This window comes from Streptomyces sp. NPDC087440 (assembly GCF_044744005.1).
GTDB lineage: Bacteria > Actinomycetota > Actinomycetes > Streptomycetales > Streptomycetaceae > Streptomyces.
In genome coordinates this window covers 472,947-491,316 of sequence record NZ_JBIUXN010000001.1, presented here as the reverse complement: position 1 = coordinate 491,316, position 18,370 = coordinate 472,947, and the positions used below count along the sequence as shown (strand labels likewise).

Here is an 18,370-nt window from a genome sequence, read left to right as displayed (position 1 = left end):
TGGGCACCGCTGTTGGCGAAACAAACCCCGTGAAGAAGCCGCCCGTATCCCCGATGCTGGCCCACATGGCTCCCACACCGCCCCCAGCCCCGGCGGACGAGGTCCAGGTCGTCGTCGCCCACTCCGAGCGCGCGACCCTGCGCGTCGGTGACGTGTTCCTGAAGGTGGACCCCGACCGGGCCCGGATCGACACCGAGGTCGCCGCCATGGCCCTGGCGCCGGTCCCGACCGCGCGCATCCTCTGGAGCAAGCCGCCCGTCCTCGCCCTCGCCAGGGTGCCGGGTGCCCCGCTCGGCCGCCTGGGCACCCCCTCGACCGCGCCCCCGGAAGCGTGGGCCGCAGCAGGTGCCGCCCTCCGTGAACTGCACACCGCCCCCCTGCCTCCCCACCCCGGCGGGGCGGGCCGGTCCTTGGCCGCCCTGCGGGCGGAACTCGACACCGAATGCGCCCGCCTCGTGGCCGACGCCGTACTGCCCGCCGACCTGGTCGCCCGCAACCGCCGGGTCGCCGATGCGGCACTGCGTCCGTGGCCCGAGGCCTTCACCCACGGCGACCTCCAGATCGCACACGTCTTCACCGACGGTGCCCGGATCACCGGAATCCTCGACTGGTCGGAGGCGGGGCGCGGCGATGCCCTCCACGACCTCGCCACACTGACCCTGGGCCAGGAGGAACGCCTCCCCGACCTCCTCTCGGGCTACGGCACCCCGGTCGACCTCACCGTGATCCGCGCCTGGTGGTCCCTCCGCAGCCTCCTGGCCGTCCGCTGGCTCCTGGCCCACGGCTTCGACCCGGCCGCCCCCGGCTGCGAAATCGACGTCCTGCGCACCCAGATGCAGCCGGGCACGGGCCGTCAGATCCAGCCGCCCCAGCCGAACGTCGCGACGTAGGCCCGCCGGAGTGCGTCCCGGCCGCGGCCGTCGCCTATGTGGATCACTGTCAGGGCCAGAAGGAACCAAGCCGTGAAAGCGCCGGCAACGATCAGCGTCCATCGAGGGCCGGAGAAGATGGCGATCGCGACCAGGGCGATGACGGTCACGCCCAGGCCCAGGTGGGCGTCAGGCAGATCGGAGCGCAGTGCCTCGCGTACGGCGCGGCGTTCTTCCCGTATGTCACGGGTGTACCGAGAAAGCGAGTCTTCGTCGCTCGCCTCCGCAGTGCTGTGCCCCATGGTGCCCCCGTAGATCCCGTTGCGACTGCAATTCGAACAGCCTATCCGGTGCGGTGAGCACGGGAAGGCGGGATCATGGTGCGCCTACGACAGCACCAAGCCCCCGTCCTGCAAGTACAGCGTCCCGCCCGTCCGCAGCGCCTCCCGTACGAGCGCGAGGCGTGCCGTCTGCTGCGGGCCGACCAGGGGTTCCCACTCCTCCACCGTGCGCAGACCCCAGGCGTCGTGTTCGTGGGACAGGGCCACGGTGAGGTTGTCCGGCGTGATCGACGGGCCGCGGAAGAGGAATTGCGTGTACGGGGCCAGGTCCGGCGGGCGGCACCAGTCGACGCCCAACAGGGCCGGTGGGCTGGTGAGTTGGTAGGCGATTTCCTCTTCCACCTCGCGAACTGCCGCCTCCCACGGGTCCTGGCCGTGCTCGACCGTCCCGCCGGGGAACTGCCAGGCGTCCTCGTACGTCGCGTGCAGGAGCAGGAGGCGCAGCTCGGGGTCGTGGAAGACGACCGATGCGGCGGAGGTCGTACGGACCATGGAGGCCAACCACTCCTCGTGGGTGGGCTGTTGCTGTACGGCCATGTCCATGCTGCGTGCTGCTCCTGTCCGCCGAGGATCGGGGCCCGTCGTCGCCGCCCGGATGACGGTCGGTGATCTTCGGGTTCGGGCGCAGTATTCACCACGTTGACGTGGCCGGGCCGAACTACCGCGCCGGGGAGGCCAATTGATCACCCCATCCGGTGAACGTCCCGTAAGCGTCCCGTAAGCGCCCCGTCGGCGTGGGGCGGATCAGAGAAGTACGGTCATCGCGCCGGCGACCTCGTCGCCCGCCGTACGTGGCCATGGCCGCCACCGCGCGGGAAAGCGACCGTGTCGACATGGTTGACGCGGGCACAACAGCAGTCGCACATTACCTATCGGTAGGTGTACCTGCCGGTAAGTCCCGGCGCCCACACCCTGGTTCCCGCTGCTCGTGCGCTTCCGGTTGTACGTCTCGTGCGTCACGCAGGCCTCATGTGACTGGTGAGTCCCGTACGTCTCGTACGTCTCGTACGTCCCGTACGTCGCTTCCCGCGCCCCCCTCAGCCGCCTCGCCGCCCCCGCCCGCACCCGGGGCCCCGCGAGGCTTCACGAGAAGAGAGAGCACATGCCGAAGTCGCTCCGCCGTGTCATGACTGCGTCAAGTCTGGCCGGGGTCATGGCCCTCGGCCTCACCGTCGCCACCCCCGCCACCGCCTCCGAACCCCTCGACTACGTCGCCCTCGGCGACAGCTACAGCGCGGGCTCCGGCGTCCTCCCCGTCGACCCCAGCAACCTCCTCTGCCTGCGCTCCACCCGCAACTACCCCCACGTCCTCGCCGCCAGAACCGGCGCCCATCTCAAGGACGTCACCTGCGGCGGCGCCCAGACCAAGGACTTCAGCCAGTCCCAGCACCCCGGCACCGCACCCCAGCTCAACGCCCTCTCCGCCGCCACCGACCTCGTCACCCTCACCATCGGCGGCAACGACAACGGCACCTTCATCAACGCCGTCGTGGCCTGCGGCACCGCCGGGGTCCTCAGCGGCGGCAAGGGCAGCCCCTGCAAGGACAAGAACGGCACCACCTTCGACGACCAGATCGAGAAAAGCACCCTCCCCGCCCTCAGGGCCGCCCTGGGCGCCGTCCGCGCCAAGGCCCCGAACGCCCGCGTCGCCGTCCTCGGCTACCCGTGGATCACCCCCGCCCAGGCCGATCCCACCTGCTTCGCCAAGATGCCCCTCGCCACCGGCGACGTGCCCTACCTGCGCGCCATCCAGACCCACCTGAACTCCGCCGTCGAGCGGGCAGCGCGCGAGACCGGCGCCACGTACGTCGACCTCGCGGCGGCGTCCGACGGGCACGACGCGTGCACGCCGATCGGGACGCGCTGGATCGAACCGGTGCTGTTCGGCACCAACATCGTCCCCGTCCACCCCAACGCGCTCGGCGAGCGCCGGATGGCGGAACGGGCGATGTCCGTGCTCGGCCTCGGCTGATTTCCCTCCATCGGGGGGTCGTCCCGGCGGACGGGTGCACACGTACACTGACGTGAACTTGTGCACCCGTACCCGGACTTGATGGACATGGACGAGGACTTCCGCACGTGAGCGCGATTCCCGCGCGGTTCGCCGCGCACGTCGGGCGGGCCGTCAGGGACCTGCCGACTCCGGCCAAGGAGGAGATCCACGCCGCCGTGCTGCGGGCGTGCGGCGATCCGTGGTCGTGGCCGCAGGCGGACAAGTACGAGATGGACGAGACGGTACGGGTCATCACGACGTCCGCCGCAATCATCCACTACGCGATCCTCGCGGGCGCGGAACCTCACCTGTGGGTCTTCGCGATCGTCACCTGAGGCGAGCGGGGGGGGGAGGGTGCGGGTCAGGTCAGCTCGTCGGCGAGGAGGTCCATGAGGAGGCCGTCCTGCCAGGTGCCGGTGGTGTGGTCGAGGGCGTACGCGCGCATGACGCCGACCGGCCGGAAGCCGACGCCGGCGTAGCAGCGGATCGCCGCCTCGTTGGCCGCGGCGGGGTCGATGGTCAGCCGGTGGTGACCGCGTTCGTGGATCAGCCAGCGGGCCAGCGTGCGTACGGTGTCGGAGCCGAGGCCCTTCCCGTGGTGCCGCGCGGAGAGGAAGATGTCGATGCTCGCGTGCCGGAATTCCGGGTCGGTCTCCTCGTCGTACTGGACCGCCCCGATCACCTCGCCCTCGTGGACCACGGCGAGCATGCCGCCGAAGTCCTCTGGGGGCGACCACCAGGCGGCGACTTCCGGTTCCCGTACGACCCGTTGGAGGATTTCGATGTCGTCGGGCGTGGCCACCGGACGGAGTTCGACCTTGGTTCCCTGGAGCGGCTTCATGGATTCATTGTCGCCGGGCAGCGGCGGAGGGAGGTGGGAGGGACGGGCGGCCTTCTGGAACTGCTCCTGGCCTTCGGGGGCATCGGGCTGATCTCCCTGCTGCCGATGCTCGTCATCAGGACGCCCGCCTACTGGTGCCGTACGTGCAAACACCAGCGGGAGGACCACGCCGGAGGGACCGGGGAGTGCTCGGGGGACGAGTTCCCCGCAGGGGAGTTCGCACCGGGCGGGACCTGCGCCTGCTCGGCGTACGTGCCCAACAGGCGTGAGGCGAGGGGTGGTTGACGGGTGGCGCCCGAGGGGGTGGAGCGGAGGGTGTGGGTCCTCCTGAGGGGGCCGGGGCGGGCGATGGGCCGGATCAGCGCCCTTCAGGTCCGGGGGGGGTGTCGGCGGACGCGGGCCCGTCGGGGCTCGCGGGATGCGGGGGGACGCTTGCACCTGTGCCCTGGCTTCGGCCCTGTGCCCTGGCTTCCGCCCGGCGCCCTGGGTTCGGGCGGGCGGCTTGGCCGGGGCCGGCTTGGCTGCGGCCCCGGTGTGCTGGCCGCGGCCCGGCGTGCTGGCTTCGTCTCGGCGTCCTGGCTTCGGCCCGGACCCCGGTTCCGGTCCGGCATGCCCGTCCGGCGGTGACGGTGTCCCGCTCCGTGCCGGGCCCCGCGCACCCGCTGCCTGCGGAGGGCGTACGGCGACGAGGCCCCGCGACCTGGGCGGGTTCCTTGCGGTGCCGTTCCTTCGGCGGTGTCGCCCGGGTCCCTTCAGCCGACGTGGCAGGTGCTGCCCCCGCGTCCTCCGGGTCCCGAGCCCGGCGCTCTGCTGCTGAGCTACACGTCGTTGTGCCCGGGACACTACGGCCGCCCCGCCCCCCACTCAACCGGTATTCGACCGCGCCCCGATATCCTGCGCGAAGCCGCCCGCCGCCGTCAGGAACGGAGAGCCGATGACCGCCCCCGTCCTCGACGCCCGTGCGCTCAACCGTGCGACCCTCGCCCGTCAGCTCCTCCTCGACCGCTCCGACCTCCCGGCCCGGGACGCCGTGTCCCACCTCGGTGGTCTTCAGGCCCAGGAGCCGCAGGAACCCTTCATCGGGTTGTGGAGCAGGCTCCGGGGGTTCCAACCGCAGCGGCTGGACGAGATGGTGACGGGGCGTCAGGTCGTACGCACGCATCTCATGCGCCGCACCGTCCACCTCGTCACCGCCGACGACGCCCTCGCCTGGCGGTCCCGGCACGACGTCATGCTCCGGCAGAAGGTCCTCGCGGTCTACCGGCGCGAACTCGCCGGGATCGACCTCGAAGAGCTCGCCGAGGCGGGCCGCAAGGTCATGTCCGACGGCGAGCCCCGCACCATGGCCGAACTCACCCGCGCCCTCGTCGACCGCTGGCCCGAGCCCGGGCCGCGTCCCCTGGGTGAGTTGCTGGTCGCCGGCCTCCTTGCCATGGTCCAGCTGCCCCCGCGCGGCCTGTGGCGCGTGAAGAGCGGTGTGCGCAATCTGCCGTACTCCGTCTGGCTGGGGCGGGCGCCCGATCCGCTGTCGGAGGATGCCGCCGATCCCGTCGGGCAGGCGCTCGTACGCCGCTACCTCGCGGCCTACGGCCCGGCCGCCTCCGCCGACCTCCGCGCCTGGTGCGGCCTCGCCGGGCTGCCGGCCGCCGTGGCCGCCGTACGCGGAGAGCTCGTCACCTTCCGCGACGAGCGCGGCCGCGAACTCCTCGACCTGCCGGACGCTCCCCGGCCCGACCCGGACACCCCCGCCCCGGTCCGCTTCCTGCCCGCCTTCGACAACGCGATCCTCGGCTTCCACGACCGCAGCCGGATCATCGACGACGCCCACCGGGGGCTCTCCGTTGCGGGCACCCGGGTGGCCCTGGTCGACGGCCGGGTCGCCGCGACCTGGACGTCGGACGCGGACGGCACGGTGACGGTCACCCCGCTGACCACCCTCTCCCGTACCGACCGCACCGCGCTCACGGAGGAGGGGCAGCGGCTGGCCGCCTTCCTCTCCGACGGCGAGAGCGACCGGGCGAGCATCACGCCGCTCTGATCCGGCGCGGTTCCGGTGCGGGTCCGACGTGGGTCCGAAGCGGGTCCGCGCCCTGTGCCGCCCCCGGACTCACGGGCCTGGGCTTGACCTTGACCCTGCGTCAGGGTTGCAAGGTACGGGCATGACGCATTCCACCGCTTCCCTCACCCCGCCCCTCGGCACCTTCCAGGACCTCGACGGCCGTCGCCTCTTTGTGCACCGGACCGGCACCGGCGGCCCCGCCGTCGTCTTCCTGCCGGGGGCCGGGGCCGTCGGCCTCGACTACTACGGTGTGCAGCAGGGGATTTCGCAGTTCACGACCACCGTGTCGTACGACCGGGGCGGGACCGGTTTCAGCGAGCGCACCCCCTTCCCGGCCACCCCCTTCCCGGGCACCCCCCTCCCGCGCACCGCCACCTCCGTCGCCGCCGAGCTGCGGGAGCTGCTGAGGACGCAGGGGCTTCCCGGGCCCTACGTCCTCGTACCGCACTCCCTCGGCGGGCTCTACGCGCACCGCTTCGCGCAGTTGTATCCGCAGGACGTCGCCGGGCTGGTCCTGCTGGACGCCTTCCAGCGGAGCTGGGACGACTTCATGCCGCCCGAGGCCCGGCTCGCCGAGATCGAGCGGATGGCGCCCGGCCGCGAGCAGCTCCTGCGCATGCGGCCCGAACTGCACGCCGTGCACACGGAGTTGTACGCGCAGCTTCCGCGGGAGGTGCGGCGGGCACTCAGCGACGGCAAGACGAGCGAGGCATGGCTGGAGTCCGGCATGGCCGAGCGCACCGGGCTGGCGGCCCTCGCCACCGAACTGCGCACCGGGCCCGGCGTCCCCGACGTACCCGTCATCGCCCTCACCGTCGTCGGGGTCGACCCCGGGCAGCGGGCCCTCACCCCCGAGCGGACCTTGCGCGAGATCAACGAGGCGAAGGTGAGGATGGACGCGGCCCTCGTCGGCTCGGTCTCGCACGGCGAGCAGCGGATTCTCGACGACACCGCCCACCACCGGCTCTGCTTCGACCGGCCCGACGCCGTCATCCGGGCGGTCCGGGACGTCGTCGGGCAAGCGCGCGCCCGCGTCTAGACTCGTCATGATCATGTCTTGTCGGGGCGAGGACCCAGGGGGTGCGGTGCTCACCATCGGCCGGCTCGCCGCGACCGCGGGCGTGACCGTGCGTACCGTGCGCCACTACCACCACGTGGGCCTGCTGCCCGAGCCCGACCGCGACGCGTCCGGCTACCGCCGCTACAGCGCGCAGGCGGCCGTGGACCTCATCCGGATCAGGACCCTCGCCGACGCGGGCGTGCCGCTCGCCCGCATCGACGCGCTGCTGCACGCCCGGCCCGAGGAGTTCGCCGAGGCCCTGGTCGAGATCGACGCCGCCTTGCAGCGGAAGATGGCGGAGCTGGCCTCGTACCGGACGAGGATCGCCCAACTCGCGGGCGGGGAAAGCCTCGTACTGCCGCCCGAGGTCGTCGCGGTGCTCGACCGCATGCGCGGTCTCGGCATCGGCGAGCAACGGGTGCGTCTGGAGCGGGACGCCTGGATCTTGATGCGGGCCCTGGATCCGGACGCCGTCCCGCGGCGGCTGCGGGAGAAGAACGCCGCCCTCGACGACCCCGAGACCACGCGGCTCCTGCTGGCCTGTGACGCGGCGGTCGACTGGGACGCGTACGATCCGCGCGTCGACCGGCTGATCGAGGAACTCGACGCCTGGGAGATCCGGTACGCCCACGACCCGCACCGGGCAGGGGAGTTGACCTCGGCCCGGATCGCCGAGGCGTCACCGGCCTGGCGACGGATCGCCGAGACGCTCGCCCGCCGCGCGGAGGCGAGACGGGCGACGGACGGCTCCTGACGGCCTCGGTCACTGCGGCGCGGCGAGGCCGAGGTGCTCCTCCAGGCGGGCGATACGGGCGTTCAGCGGCTGAATCTCCTGGCGGAGTGCCGCGGTGAGGGCCTGTTCCACATCAGTGACGGGAGACGGGGGACCGCTCTGCGCCCGCAGGTGTACGTAACCCGCCAGGGCGGCCACAACGGCGCGGCGGACCAGCTTGGGCTCGGCGCCCAGACCGCGCAGCGCCTGTCCCGCGACTCCGTCGGGCTCGGTGACCAGGCCGAGCAACAGGTGCTCGCAGCCCACGTAGTTGTGGCCGAGCGAGGTGGCTTCGGTGACGGTGAGTTCGAGGGCGTTCGCCGCCTGGCTGTCGAAGCGGCGCGGGTCGTTGTCCGCCTCGGGGGCGGTGCTCGTCGGGGTACGTCGGTCCAGGTCTTCGCGGACCCGGGCGGGGTCGATCTCCATCGCGCGCAGGACGTGCAGGGCGAGATTGGTGTTCTCGTCCAGCAGTGCGCTCAGCAGGTGCTCGGTGCGCATCCGGGGGGCACCGGTGTCCCGCGCACGCTCGGCGGCCAGGCGCAGAACGGTTCGGGTGCGGGGGGTGAAGTGGGCTACGGCACCGGTGGGTTCACCGTCGAGGTCGCCGAGCACGGCCTCGCGGATCGCGGTCACCCGGCGCACGGCGTGCTCCAGCGCACGCTGGCAGACGGCGGACACGGGGACGCCGGATTCCTTGACCGCTTCCGCGAGTTCGTCGGGGAGATAGACGTTGATCTTCGGCACGGTGCACACCTCCGCGATGAGACGAGTTGTGGTGCGTGATGCGGCCCCACCCAACCTCGCCGGGGCGAGGCGGGGTGAGACGGGTTGGGTTCTAACCCCACGCTAACCCCATAGGGGTTAGAACTCCACGGTGCGACCGAAGTTGAGGCCTGCCCGCCTACTTGTGGTCACGGAGGAAGGCCGGGATGTCCGCTCGGGTCGGGTAGTCGGGCAGCGGTGCGGGCTTGTTCTGGAGGAATGACGTGATGACGGCTGCTGCTCGTTGGTCGTTGTCATCCAGGCCGTTCCACATGTGGTGGCCGACGCCGGGCATGTACTGGGTGCGCCGGATGGCGGGGTTGTCCGCGAGGACGGCCGTCTGCCACTGCCGGACCTGGGAGGAGCACTCGGCGATCATCAGCATCGCGGGTGTCCGCGAACGCCTGAGCTGCGGGGCGATGGTGGGGGAGTCCTTGATCGTCTGCTGGATGCGGAGGCTGGCGGCGGCGCTGAAGGAGAAGTTCTCCGCCGTGTCCTCGACCGGGATGCGGTGCGCGTCGCGCGCGCAGTAGGCGGACGCGGTGTCACTGCCGAGATCGGCAGCGGTGAAGGCGTTGTCTCCTTCTGCCTGCCCGACCAGGCGGTTGTCGGGGCTGAGCAGTCCGAGCCGCATCAGGCCGAAGGCGACCGCGTAGCGAGGGAGGTGTGTGGAGCGCGGTCCGGTCATGGCCGGGGCGATGTCGCGGGCCAACGGCCGGCCCTTCTGCTCCGTGAACCGGGCGCTGGGGCCGTCCATCGGACCGGGCTCGGCGATGACGGCCCGGCGCAGGCGGGCGGCGACGGCCGGGTCGGCCAGCGCGCGGGTGAGCACGACCGCGCCCGAGGAGAATCCGAGCACGTCGGCGCGGCCTGTGCCGAGCCTGCCGACGAAGGCGGCGAGGTCGTGGACGGAACGGGTGATCGCGTACTGGTCCATGGGCAGCAGGCCGCTGCGTCCACCGCCGGCCTGTTCGTAGGCGTACACGTCGTGGCCCTGTCCCGCGAGCCGTTGCAGGAAGCGGTGGTCGAGCACGGAGATGCCGCGCACCGGGCCGCCGTTGAGGTAGACGAGCGGGACGCGTTGGCGGGGGCTGTCGCCGGTGGGCGGGTAGTGGTAGACCGCGACCTCGCTGCCGGTGGACAGGCGCCAGTGCTCGGTGGTCACGAAGGGCAGGGCGGGCGGGTGGCGGCGCGTCGTGGGGACGGTGGGCACGCACACCGACAGCGTCAGGGCTGCTGCGACGAGCACCGGCAGTAACGACACGAGCCGCCTCCGCCGGGGGCGGCGGCGGCCCCGCCACAGCACTGCGACGACCGCCGTCCCCGCAGCCGCGGACCATGCGACGAACCCCGAGCCCGCGCCGTCGGTGGCGACGAGCAGTGCCAGGAAGAGGGCGACCGGCCCCACCACCGCGGCGGTGGCCGCCAGCAGGCGGCCGGCACGGCGCAGGGGGCGTATGGCGGGCGGTGGCATGGTGAGCTCCCTGGGTGCAGGTTGTTTTGAAACGGCGTTTTGAAACGATGTTATCAGCATGGGTAAACTGCTCCCATGGGAAGGCCGAGGACGAACGACGCCGCCGTCAGAGAACGGCTCGTGGCATGCGCCACCGAGATGTTCGCCACCCGTCCCCCGGAGTCGGTCACGGTCCGCGCGCTGGCCACCGCCGCCGGAACGTCGACGGCGGCGGTGTACACGTTGTTCCAGGGGAAGGACGGGCTGATCGATGAGGTGCGGGACCGGGCGGTCGCGGGTCTGTTCCAGGACCTGACGTCCGCTCCCGGATCGGAGGACGCCCTGGACGATCTGTACGCATTGGCCGTCGCGTATCGCCAGTGGGGGCGCGAACACCGCCACCTGTACGCGGTGTTGTTCGGTGGCGCGCAGTCCTTCGTGCCGTCGGACAGGGTCGGCGACCGGGATCCGGTGCGACCGCTTGTCGCGGCGATCGACCGCGCCGTGGCGGACCGTGTCCTCGCGGGCGACACCACGCTGATCGCCGTCTCGTTCTGGGTCGCCCTGCACGGGCTCGTGAGCCTCGAACTCGCCGGCGGCCTCGACGGCGCCGCGGCCGAGACCGCGTTCCGGTCAACGATTGCCGCCGTACTGCGCGGCTGGGCAACCCCCGCCGCCTTCCCGGGCTTTCGGCGCCCGGATCCGGTGACGTGAGGCCGTAGCCGGACGCGGCCGTCCGCGAGCCGGGAGGGCCGAACGGCCGCGCCCGGTTACTTCAACTCGTCGCCGCGCTGCGACCCTTCTGCCGGACCGGCGTCCACTTCCCCCGCCCACCGTCGGCTCCACGTGAACAGCGGCTGGAGGGAGCCGACCAGGTCCTCACCGAGCTGGGTGAGGTGATACCTGTCCTCCCGCAGGGTGACCAGACGGGTCTCGGTCAGCTCGCCGAGCCGGGTGCTGAGCACGCTGGAGGACATGTGCTCGCACCGACGCTGCAACTCGCGGAAGCCGCCCGGGGCTTGACTCAGCTCCCACACGATGCGCAGTGTCCAGCGCCGTCCCAGCAGATCGAGTGCGGCCATGACCGGGCGTCCCGTTGAGGACCCCCGCACCGGTACGCCGGGCCGCGGTGCTCCGCCTCCCATGGTTGCCCCTTCTCCTTGCGCTTCGCTTCTCGAAGCAGCATAGTGATTCGAAAAGAGAAGCAGGAGTAAAAGGGGAGTGCCGATGTCGCGATTAGCCCTGCTGGAACCGCCGTACGCCGACCAGGCCGACGCGCTGCTCGCGCGCATGATGCCCGGGGGCGTGCCGCCGATCGGGCTGTTCCGGATGTTCGCCAGGAACCTTCCGATGGCCGACGCCATGCATGGATGGGGGCGCTACGAGCTGGGCCGACAGCTCACCCTGACCATGAGGGAGCGCGAGATCGTCATCGACCGGACATGCGCGCTGTGCGGCTGCGAGTACGAGTGGGGCGTACACATGATGATGTTCGCCGGACGGGTCGGGCTCACCCGCGACCAGGCGGCGTCCCTGGTGCACGGCGGTCCCGCCGACACGTGCTGGACGTCCGAACGGGAACGGCTGCTCATCCTCGCCGTCGACGCGCTCCACGAGCGTTCCGACGTCGACGACGCGCTGTGGAATCGGCTCGCGTCGGTCTTCGACGAGCTCCAGTTGCTCGATCTGCTTCTGCTGTGCGGGTGGTACCACGCCGTCAGCTTCGCCGCGCGCGCCACGCGCCTGCCGCACGAGCCCGGCGCGCCCCGCTTCGCCGACTTCTTCCCGCACGCTACCGGGACCGGCTGATGAGGGCCGCCCGGGAGCACTCCGAGGCGCGGCTGCTGAACTCCCCCTCGGTCACATCCAGTCGAACACAGGAGGATTCCATGACCAAGGGTTACTGGGTCAGCGTCTACCGCACCATTTCCGACCCCGAGAGGCTGACCGCCTACGACAAGCTGGCCGGTCCGGCCGTCCGGGCCGCCGGTGGGCGGCTCCTTGCCGGCAGTGGCAGCCGAGTCGTCGCCCACGAAGCCGGAAACACGCACCGCGTCGTTCTGATCGAGTTCGACAGCTTCGATCAGGCCGTCGCGGCATACGACAGCGAGCTCTACCAGAAGGCGCTGGCGGTCCTCTCCGACTCCGTCGAGCGCGACTTCCGCATCGTCGAGGGCCTCGACTGACCCGACGGGCTCCCCCCACCCGTGTTCTCAGCGGACTTCCGGGGCGCGTACGCCGAACCACTGCTCCGCGCCCCACGCCTCGTACCGTTCCGCCTCGGTGAATCCCAGCTTCCGGGCGAGGCGCATCGAGGGGGTGTTGGCCGACTGGGTGGCCAGGACCACCGGTTCACCGGGGCGCGTGGTGTCGAACCAGTCGAGCGCCGCCCCGCACGCCTCGGCGGCGTACCCGTGTCCCCACGCCTGCGGCAGGAAGAGGTAGCCGAGTTCGGCCCTTCCGGCCGCCCGATCGATCTGGGGCGGCTCGCAGCCGAGCGTGATCTGGCCGATCATCTCGCCCTCGCGCTCCACCACGAAGCATCCCGGACGCTGACCCGGCACCTCGGGCATCGCCTCTTCGAGCTTCTCGCGCGGCTGCGGGCCTCCGACGTACACGTTGACCTCGGGGGAGGAGAACAGGGCGATGAAGGCGGGGCGGTCCCGTGCCTCGGCCGCGCGCAGGATCAGGCGTTCGGTGGCCATGGGGGCGGGGGGCCAGCCGTTCGGTGCGGTGGTGGTCATGCCGGGCAACCTATTCTCCGTACGAGAACCTCATCGGACGGGGAAGCCGAACGAGTAACCGTGAGCGGTGAGTTGGGGCAGCAGGCGGGCCAGCGCCTCGACCGTCTGGGTGCGGTCGCCGCCCGCGTCGTGGAAGAGGATCGTCGGGCCGTTGCGCAGCTCGCGCTCGACGGTGGCGACCATCGTCGCCGTGCCCGGGCGCTCGAAGTCCTTGCTGTCCACGTTCCAGCCCAGCGGCCGCATGCCCCGGTCGGCCGCCAGCTTGCGGCTGTACGGGGTGAACGCCCCGCCCGGCGCGCGGTAGTACATCGGGCGCACGCCGCCGGACGCCTCGGTGATCATGCGTTCCGCGTCGAGGATCTGCTGCGACTGGTAGGCCGGGGACTTCTTGTCCATGCCGGTGTCGTGGGAGACCGAGTGGTCGCACAGCCGGTGCCCGTCCGCGACGACCTTCTTCACCAGGTCCGGGTACGCCCGCGCCTGCGGCCCCACCATGCAGAACGTGGCCTTCACCTTGTGCTTGCGCAGCAGCTCCAGCACCTGCGGGGTCCACCGGGGGTCCGGGCCGTCGTCGATGGTGAGGTTGAGGCCGCGCGCCCCGGCGTCGGAGGCGTGCGCGATGCTCGCGTCGACCGCTTTCACGGCGGTACGGGGGGACGCGGCCGGTGCCTTGGCCCCGGGCGGCGCCTCGGTGCCGGCCTGCGCCGTCCACACCGAGGCCCCGCCCGCGAGCAGGGCCACACCCAGCGCCGCCCCGATGACCTTGCCGTACCAGCCGCGTCCGCTCTCGTGCCGTCCCATGTCCGCCCCCTTGGTGCGCCGTTCCTCGTCCGTGATCGGCAAGTCGGTGGCCTTGCGATCACTTGGCAGGACGAGGAACGGCGGCACGTGGATGCGTCCGTTACGGATCACGGACAAATCCGGGGGATTTCCGGGACAACCCGGAGGCGCCCCCGGGCGTCCGGCAGTCCTGCGCAGGCGGTCGGGGGCGGGTCAGGCGACGGCCGTACCCTCCAGCTCGACCAACTGGCCCGGAATCGCCAGCCGTCGCACTTCGAGCATCGTGGTCGTCGGCGCCACCCCGGCGGCCCCCAGCCGCCCCGCCAGCACGCCGTAGTGCGGGAAGAGCCCGTCGATGTCGGTGGTGTAGACGTTCAGCCGCACCAGGTGGGCGAAGGTCATGCCCGCCTCGGCGAGCACGGCCTCCAGGTTGTCGACGCTCAGCGCCAACTGTGCCGCGATGTCGCCCTCGTGCTGGGGTTTGCCGTCGGCGTCCATCGCGGTCTGCCCGGACACGTACAGGGTGCGGGTCTCGCCGGAGACCAGTTCGCCCTGGTTGAAGCCCAGCTCCACGGACCAGTCGACCGGGTTGACTGCGGTGCGTTCGATTGCCATGACGGCTCCGTTCGTATGTGCATACGGGGACAAGGAGAGTCGCGTACGTTCGCTGACGTCGCGGTCATGACCTTCTCAAGCCAAGTACGACACCCTTGGTCACGTATTCCGTACGACGTGGTGTCCCGGCCCCTCCTCCTCGTCGACCGGTTCGGGGGACGAGGCCGACGACGGCAGCGGGCAGCCGAACGGCAGCACCCGCTCGCTGAGGCGACCGGTGACACGCCCCTCGGACAGGGACGCCTCCGCGAGCCAGTCGAAGGCCACCAACTGGTCGAGGTGTTCGGCCAGTTGAGAGGAGTCGATGGCGCAGAAGGCGGCCAGTTCCGCCGCCTCCAGGCCCTCGCCGCCGCTCCCCAGGCTGCCGTCCCCGCTGCTGTGGGCCGCGCACGCGAGGGCGAGGAGGCGGGTGGCGGCCGGGGTCTTCTTCTTGCGCAGCTTGCGGTCGCCCACGCCCTTCTGCGCCCACCCCGACAGCTTCGTCCGTGCCACCTTGCCGAAGCCGAAGGGGCCCACCGTGCCCGGTGCCGGGACCAGCGTCGGCACCAGGATGGCCGTGGGGTCCTCCGGGGCGGAGGTCAGCAAGTCCTGCACGGTGGAGGGGAGTTGGATCCAGCCGGAGTCCACCAGGTCCTGGAGGACCTGTTCGGGGTCGCCCAGCGGCCAGCCGTTGACGTCCTGGCCGGTGACGTTGCCGCTGCCGGTGCGGGCGGAGCGCAGTGTCAGCAGGAGGATGAGCAGGCGCGCCTCCGGGCCCGGCACCGGGGAGTTGTCCCGTACGTGAGCCAGTACCGTCCGCGCGTGCGTCCAGTGGTTCGGGCTGGTCAGGACGCGCTCGATGCCGCCCGGAACGCCTTCGCCGGTGCGGTGCGCGTGCTGTGTGCGGGCGGTGGCGGCGGCCTGCTCGGCGCGCTCCGCCTCGGCGCGCAGGCTGTCGTCGCCGGTGGCCGCTGCCCAGGTGACGAACGCGCGCGCCTTGCGTTCGTGCAGATCGGCCAGGGCGGCCAGGTCGGGTTCGCCGGACTTCTGGTAGGTGCGGAACGCGTCGCCCAGCTCGATGAGTTCGTCCCGCAGCGACACCGGCCGCAGGTCGTGCGGTACGAGCCGCTGCGCGATCTTCCCCTGCCGCCGGGGCCGCCGGGGCCTCGGCGCGGCGGTACGGTGCGGGGCCGCCCCGCCCCCCGGACCCGGCACGGGGGCCCCGGCGGCGGAGAACGCGGGCGCCCCGGCGGCGGAGAACAGCGGCGCCCCCACCCCGCCCACGGTCGGCACCGGACCGCCCTGCGCGGGAACGGCGGCACCCTGCGCGGGAACCGCGGAGGGGCCCTGCGTCGACGCCACCACCCGCGCCGTCGGATGTGCCGCCGCACAGCGCGCGCAGCACTCCCACGCCCGCCACCACCGCCCCATCGGGTCCACGGCCACGGCCAGCACCACCGCCCCGCCGCACTGCGGGGCCGGGGCGTTGCGCCCGGTCTCGGCGTGCGCCTGGCACCCCTCGGCGCGGCACGCGCACGCCGCATCCGGGCGCGGGCCGCCCGCCGCCCGCAGGTGGGCGGTGAGGTGCGCGCCCGCGTAGGTGCGCCCCTCGGCGGCCGACGCCAACTGCCGGGTGGCGCAGGCCGGCCGACTGCAGTCGACCTTCACCGCCGCCACGTCACGCCCCACGGCACCGAGGCGTACGGTCCACGACCGTCCCGCCACCCGCTCGCTGTCCACCTGGGCCTGCGCCACGAACTGCCCCTCCCTGCACGCTTCTTGACCGGGGGCCCCGGAAACCCCTGAGACCCGGAGACCCCCGGGACGCCGGAACCGCTGAGGGACATCATCCAACATTCGCGACCGCGCCGTGCGACGAACCGGGCACACTGCGTCAACACTGCGGTGTCGCAACCCTTCCTGGCGCCGGAAGGTGCTGCTACCGCCGGGAGTTGGAGCTCTCCAGCCCCTCCCGGACCTGCCCCAGCACATCGGAGATCCCCTTGGCGACGCCCGTCACGGCCCCCTCCTTGGGCTTGCGCCCCGCGGTGCCGTTGAGGATCTCGGGCAGGCCCGCGGGCTTCTTGGCGCCGGTCTCCAGGTCGAGCCGGTTGCAGGCCTCGGCGAACCGCAGATAGGTGTCCACACTGGCGACGACGATCCGGATGTCGATCTTCAGGATCTCGATGCCCACCAGCGACACCCGGATGAAGGCGTCGATGACGACGCCCCGGTCCAGGATCAGTTCCAGTACGTCGTAGAGCCCGCTGGTGCCTCCGCCGCCCCCGCCGCCGCCCTGTCGGGGGGTGATCGCCGTCGTCATGACCGTGCCTCCTGCTCCTCGCCGCCGCCGGGGCGCCGGTGGCACCCGGGGCGAACCGTCCGCCGTCGTATGCATCCGTGTGCCCCCGCTGCACGCGTTCACGACTGGGCGACGCAAGACGGCGGATCAGGGGGCCGGGGCCGTGCCGAGCGGATCGGCCACGTTGTCCTCGGCGGGACGGTCGAACCCCGCCGGGCCGTCCGCGAAGGCACGCAGGACATTGGCGGTGACCGTCCGGGTGAAGTGCGCGGCGCGGGCGTCGAGGCCGTGGTTCGCCCGGCCGCCCGCCGGGCCGCTCGCGTCGAGGGCCTCGACCCAGCGCATGGTGCCGGTGGCGAAGACGGCCGCCCCGCCGGGCAGCGTGACGTAGGCGGTGTCCGCGTACGAGGGACGGCCCTTGCACACCACGGGGGAGCGGGACAGGATCTCCAGCGGCCTCGGGGTCGGATGCGCCAGGTTGACGCGGTCGAACTCGACCCCGACCAGGTGCTCGAACGCGTCCCCGGCCCGCGCGCCGGTGCCCGCCAGCAGCCAGTGGCCGGGGTTCGTCACGACGTACGGGGCGTCCACCGGGTAGCCCGCGTAGATCACCCCGAGCAGGGCGCTCTCCGGATCGGGATCGGGGCCCCGCCGGAAGTCGTTGGTCGCGGGCAGTCCGCGCCGGAAGCCGGGGTCCTCGGCGTAGTCGTCCTTGTAGCAGACCGCCACCCGGTCCGGCCCGACCGGGGAGTCCTCGAAGCGGATGCGCCGGTAGCAGCAGTTCGCGCCGAGCACGGCGAGGTTGCTCCCTGCGTCACGGGCCGAGGTCACGTGGAGCCGCTGCTCCGGGCTCCAGTATTCGTCGTGCCCCAGTGAGACGACCGCCGAAGCACCCGCCACCGCCTGCGGATCGAGGGCGACGTCCACCCCGGTGGTGTACGCCAGCGGCAGGCCCAGTTCCTCCGCGAGGGCGATGAGCGGAGCCTCGTACACGAGGAACTGACCGGCCCCCTGCGCGTTCGCGTACGGCCGGTCGAAGGAGACCTTCAGGGCCCTCGACCCCTTCTTCCCGGTCTTCCCCTTGTACAGATCCGCGCCGCCCCACCGGTTGTACGCCTGCCAGGTCGCGACCGCGTTCACCAGCACCGTCCGCCCCACGACCTCGGGCGAGCGGACCGTCACGGGCACGAACCGCTGCGCCCGCCCGTCCGTCGTGTCCAGCCGCAGCAGGTAGCCGCCCTCCGGCCACCCGGTGGTGTCGATCAGCGCGGTGCGCTTCCAGGGCGCGCGGGCCATGCGCGTCGCGCCGTCCATGGCCGCCCCGGGCTGCCGCACTCCCGGCAGCGCCCCCGACCGCCACACGAGCCGGGCCCGCCGCCCTCCGTACCAGCCCATCCGGTACGCGGAGACGGTGTACGACGCCGAGCTCGTCGACACCCGCAGCCCCAGCGGCTGCCCGGCGAGCACACTGACCCGCTCGGCGAAGCCCTCGACCGCCCGCGCGCTCCCGGTCCGGGTGATCCGCCAGTCCGCCGCCCCGGGCAGGGCGTTCTCCGCCACCACGTCCAACGGCGTACGACGTGCCCGTACGTCCCCCTCCGCCGCCCGCGCCCCCACCCCCGGCAACGCGGCGAACGCGGCCGCCGCCCCCAGCCCCAGCACGACTCGCCGCGCGGGCCCTCCGCCGCCCTCTTCCGTCTCGTGCCCCATGCCCACACCATCCCGAATGTCCGTATTGGTAGGGCAAGTAGTAGCCCACCGCGGCGCATCGGCCCGCCGTGACATGCGGGAGGGCGCGAC

22 protein-coding genes and 1 tRNA gene are annotated in these 18,370 nt (G+C 72.2%); 10 read left to right on the top strand and 13 right to left on the bottom strand.

Features of this window, described 5'->3' with window-relative positions; translation table 11 throughout:
• The first annotated feature begins 65 nt into the window (after window positions 1–65).
• Complete coding sequence (locus ACIO3O_RS02060) at window positions 66–890, top strand: phosphotransferase family protein (protein ID WP_401740766.1); 825 nt, start codon at window positions 66–68, stop codon at window positions 888–890.
• Here ACIO3O_RS02060 and ACIO3O_RS02055 read toward each other — a convergent pair.
• Complete coding sequence (locus tag ACIO3O_RS02055; RefSeq protein WP_401740764.1) at window positions 854–1,171, bottom strand: hypothetical protein; 318 nt, start codon at window positions 1,169–1,171, stop codon at window positions 854–856. The genes ACIO3O_RS02060 and ACIO3O_RS02055 overlap by 37 nt on opposite strands.
• Window positions 1,172–1,255: 84 nt before the next feature.
• On the bottom strand, window positions 1,256–1,753 hold the full coding sequence (locus tag ACIO3O_RS02050) for an NUDIX domain-containing protein (protein ID WP_401740761.1): 498 nt from the start codon (window positions 1,751–1,753) through the stop codon (window positions 1,256–1,258).
• 559 nt (window positions 1,754–2,312) lie between these two features.
• Between ACIO3O_RS02050 and ACIO3O_RS02045 the strand changes: the two genes are divergently transcribed.
• Both ACIO3O_RS02045 and ACIO3O_RS02040 read left to right on the top strand, forming a co-directional pair.
• A complete protein-coding gene (locus ACIO3O_RS02045; RefSeq protein WP_401740759.1) occupies window positions 2,313–3,182 on the top strand; it encodes an SGNH/GDSL hydrolase family protein in 870 nt (289 codons plus the stop codon).
• Window positions 3,183–3,289: 107 nt separating this feature from the next.
• Window positions 3,290–3,538, top strand: a complete 249-nt coding sequence (locus tag ACIO3O_RS02040) for a hypothetical protein (protein WP_401740756.1) — start codon at window positions 3,290–3,292, stop codon at window positions 3,536–3,538.
• Between the two features lie 26 nt (window positions 3,539–3,564).
• Here ACIO3O_RS02040 and aac(6') read toward each other — a convergent pair whose 3' ends face one another.
• Complete coding sequence (gene aac(6') / locus ACIO3O_RS02035) at window positions 3,565–4,044, bottom strand: aminoglycoside 6'-N-acetyltransferase (RefSeq protein ID WP_401740754.1); 480 nt, start codon at window positions 4,042–4,044, stop codon at window positions 3,565–3,567.
• Between the two features lie 33 nt (window positions 4,045–4,077).
• Here aac(6') and ACIO3O_RS02030 point away from each other — a divergent pair, with 33 nt between their 5' ends.
• A complete protein-coding gene (locus ACIO3O_RS02030; protein ID WP_401740751.1) occupies window positions 4,078–4,329 on the top strand; it encodes a hypothetical protein in 252 nt (83 codons plus the stop codon).
• Window positions 4,330–4,800: 471 nt separating this feature from the next.
• On the opposite strand, the gene ACIO3O_RS02025 is transcribed toward ACIO3O_RS02030, so the two are convergent.
• Window positions 4,801–4,872, bottom strand: a tRNA-Pro gene (locus tag ACIO3O_RS02025).
• A 106-nt stretch (window positions 4,873–4,978) separates the two neighbouring features.
• Here ACIO3O_RS02025 and ACIO3O_RS02020 point away from each other — a divergent pair.
• The 3 genes from ACIO3O_RS02020 (at window position 4,979) to ACIO3O_RS02010 (ending at window position 7,917) form a co-directional block, all read left to right on the top strand.
• Window positions 4,979–6,082, top strand: a complete 1,104-nt coding sequence (locus ACIO3O_RS02020) for a winged helix DNA-binding domain-containing protein (RefSeq protein ID WP_401740749.1) — start codon at window positions 4,979–4,981, stop codon at window positions 6,080–6,082.
• 121 nt (window positions 6,083–6,203) lie between these two features.
• A complete protein-coding gene (locus tag ACIO3O_RS02015; RefSeq protein ID WP_401740747.1) occupies window positions 6,204–7,142 on the top strand; it encodes an alpha/beta fold hydrolase in 939 nt (312 codons plus the stop codon).
• Between the two features lie 46 nt (window positions 7,143–7,188).
• Window positions 7,189–7,917, top strand: a complete 729-nt coding sequence (locus ACIO3O_RS02010) for a MerR family transcriptional regulator (RefSeq protein WP_401740744.1) — start codon at window positions 7,189–7,191, stop codon at window positions 7,915–7,917.
• A gap of 9 nt (window positions 7,918–7,926) precedes the next feature.
• Here the strand turns inward: ACIO3O_RS02010 and ACIO3O_RS02005 are convergent, their stop codons facing one another.
• Window positions 7,927–8,679 (bottom strand): Clp protease N-terminal domain-containing protein, encoded by a 753-nt coding sequence (locus ACIO3O_RS02005; RefSeq protein WP_401740741.1) that lies wholly within the window; start codon window positions 8,677–8,679, stop codon window positions 7,927–7,929.
• A 157-nt stretch (window positions 8,680–8,836) separates the two neighbouring features.
• Window positions 8,837–10,171: an alpha/beta hydrolase gene (locus ACIO3O_RS02000; RefSeq protein ID WP_401740738.1), complete on the bottom strand. Its 1,335-nt coding sequence runs from the start codon at window positions 10,169–10,171 to the stop codon at window positions 8,837–8,839.
• A gap of 75 nt (window positions 10,172–10,246) precedes the next feature.
• Between ACIO3O_RS02000 and ACIO3O_RS01995 the strand changes: the two genes are divergently transcribed.
• Complete coding sequence (locus ACIO3O_RS01995; RefSeq protein ID WP_401740737.1) at window positions 10,247–10,864, top strand: TetR/AcrR family transcriptional regulator; 618 nt, start codon at window positions 10,247–10,249, stop codon at window positions 10,862–10,864.
• Between the two features lie 56 nt (window positions 10,865–10,920).
• On the opposite strand, the gene ACIO3O_RS01990 is transcribed toward ACIO3O_RS01995, so the two are convergent.
• Window positions 10,921–11,295: a winged helix-turn-helix transcriptional regulator gene (locus ACIO3O_RS01990; protein WP_401740735.1), complete on the bottom strand. Its 375-nt coding sequence runs from the start codon at window positions 11,293–11,295 to the stop codon at window positions 10,921–10,923.
• A gap of 82 nt (window positions 11,296–11,377) precedes the next feature.
• On the opposite strand from ACIO3O_RS01990, the gene ACIO3O_RS01985 reads away from it, so the two are divergent.
• Both ACIO3O_RS01985 and ACIO3O_RS01980 read left to right on the top strand, forming a co-directional pair.
• Window positions 11,378–11,959 carry a carboxymuconolactone decarboxylase family protein gene (locus ACIO3O_RS01985; RefSeq protein ID WP_401740732.1) on the top strand — a complete coding sequence of 194 codons (582 nt, stop codon included), beginning with the start codon at window positions 11,378–11,380 and terminating at the stop codon, window positions 11,957–11,959.
• Window positions 11,960–12,039: 80 nt separating this feature from the next.
• Window positions 12,040–12,336, top strand: coding sequence for a DUF1330 domain-containing protein (locus tag ACIO3O_RS01980; RefSeq protein ID WP_401740730.1), 297 nt, complete (start codon window positions 12,040–12,042; stop codon window positions 12,334–12,336).
• Window positions 12,337–12,363: 27 nt separating this feature from the next.
• On the opposite strand, the gene ACIO3O_RS01975 is transcribed toward ACIO3O_RS01980, so the two are convergent.
• The 6 genes from ACIO3O_RS01975 to ACIO3O_RS01950 all read right to left on the bottom strand — a co-directional run bounded on the left by ACIO3O_RS01975 (window position 12,364) and on the right by ACIO3O_RS01950 (window position 18,280).
• Window positions 12,364–12,894, bottom strand: a complete 531-nt coding sequence (locus ACIO3O_RS01975; RefSeq protein ID WP_401740727.1) for a GNAT family N-acetyltransferase — start codon at window positions 12,892–12,894, stop codon at window positions 12,364–12,366.
• Between the two features lie 30 nt (window positions 12,895–12,924).
• Window positions 12,925–13,695: a polysaccharide deacetylase family protein gene (locus ACIO3O_RS01970; protein WP_401741835.1), complete on the bottom strand. Its 771-nt coding sequence runs from the start codon at window positions 13,693–13,695 to the stop codon at window positions 12,925–12,927.
• Window positions 13,696–13,887: 192 nt separating this feature from the next.
• On the bottom strand, window positions 13,888–14,283 hold the full coding sequence (locus ACIO3O_RS01965; RefSeq protein WP_401741832.1) for a RidA family protein: 396 nt from the start codon (window positions 14,281–14,283) through the stop codon (window positions 13,888–13,890).
• A 105-nt stretch (window positions 14,284–14,388) separates the two neighbouring features.
• Window positions 14,389–16,023 (bottom strand): hypothetical protein, encoded by a 1,635-nt coding sequence (locus tag ACIO3O_RS01960; RefSeq protein ID WP_401740725.1) that lies wholly within the window; start codon window positions 16,021–16,023, stop codon window positions 14,389–14,391.
• A 184-nt stretch (window positions 16,024–16,207) separates the two neighbouring features.
• Entirely contained in the window at window positions 16,208–16,591 is a 384-nt protein-coding gene (gene gvpJ / locus ACIO3O_RS01955; protein ID WP_401740723.1) for a gas vesicle protein GvpJ, read from the bottom strand.
• A gap of 126 nt (window positions 16,592–16,717) precedes the next feature.
• On the bottom strand, window positions 16,718–18,280 hold the full coding sequence (locus ACIO3O_RS01950) for a N,N-dimethylformamidase beta subunit family domain-containing protein (RefSeq protein WP_401740720.1): 1,563 nt from the start codon (window positions 18,278–18,280) through the stop codon (window positions 16,718–16,720).
• Window positions 18,281–18,370: the final 90 nt, after the last annotated feature.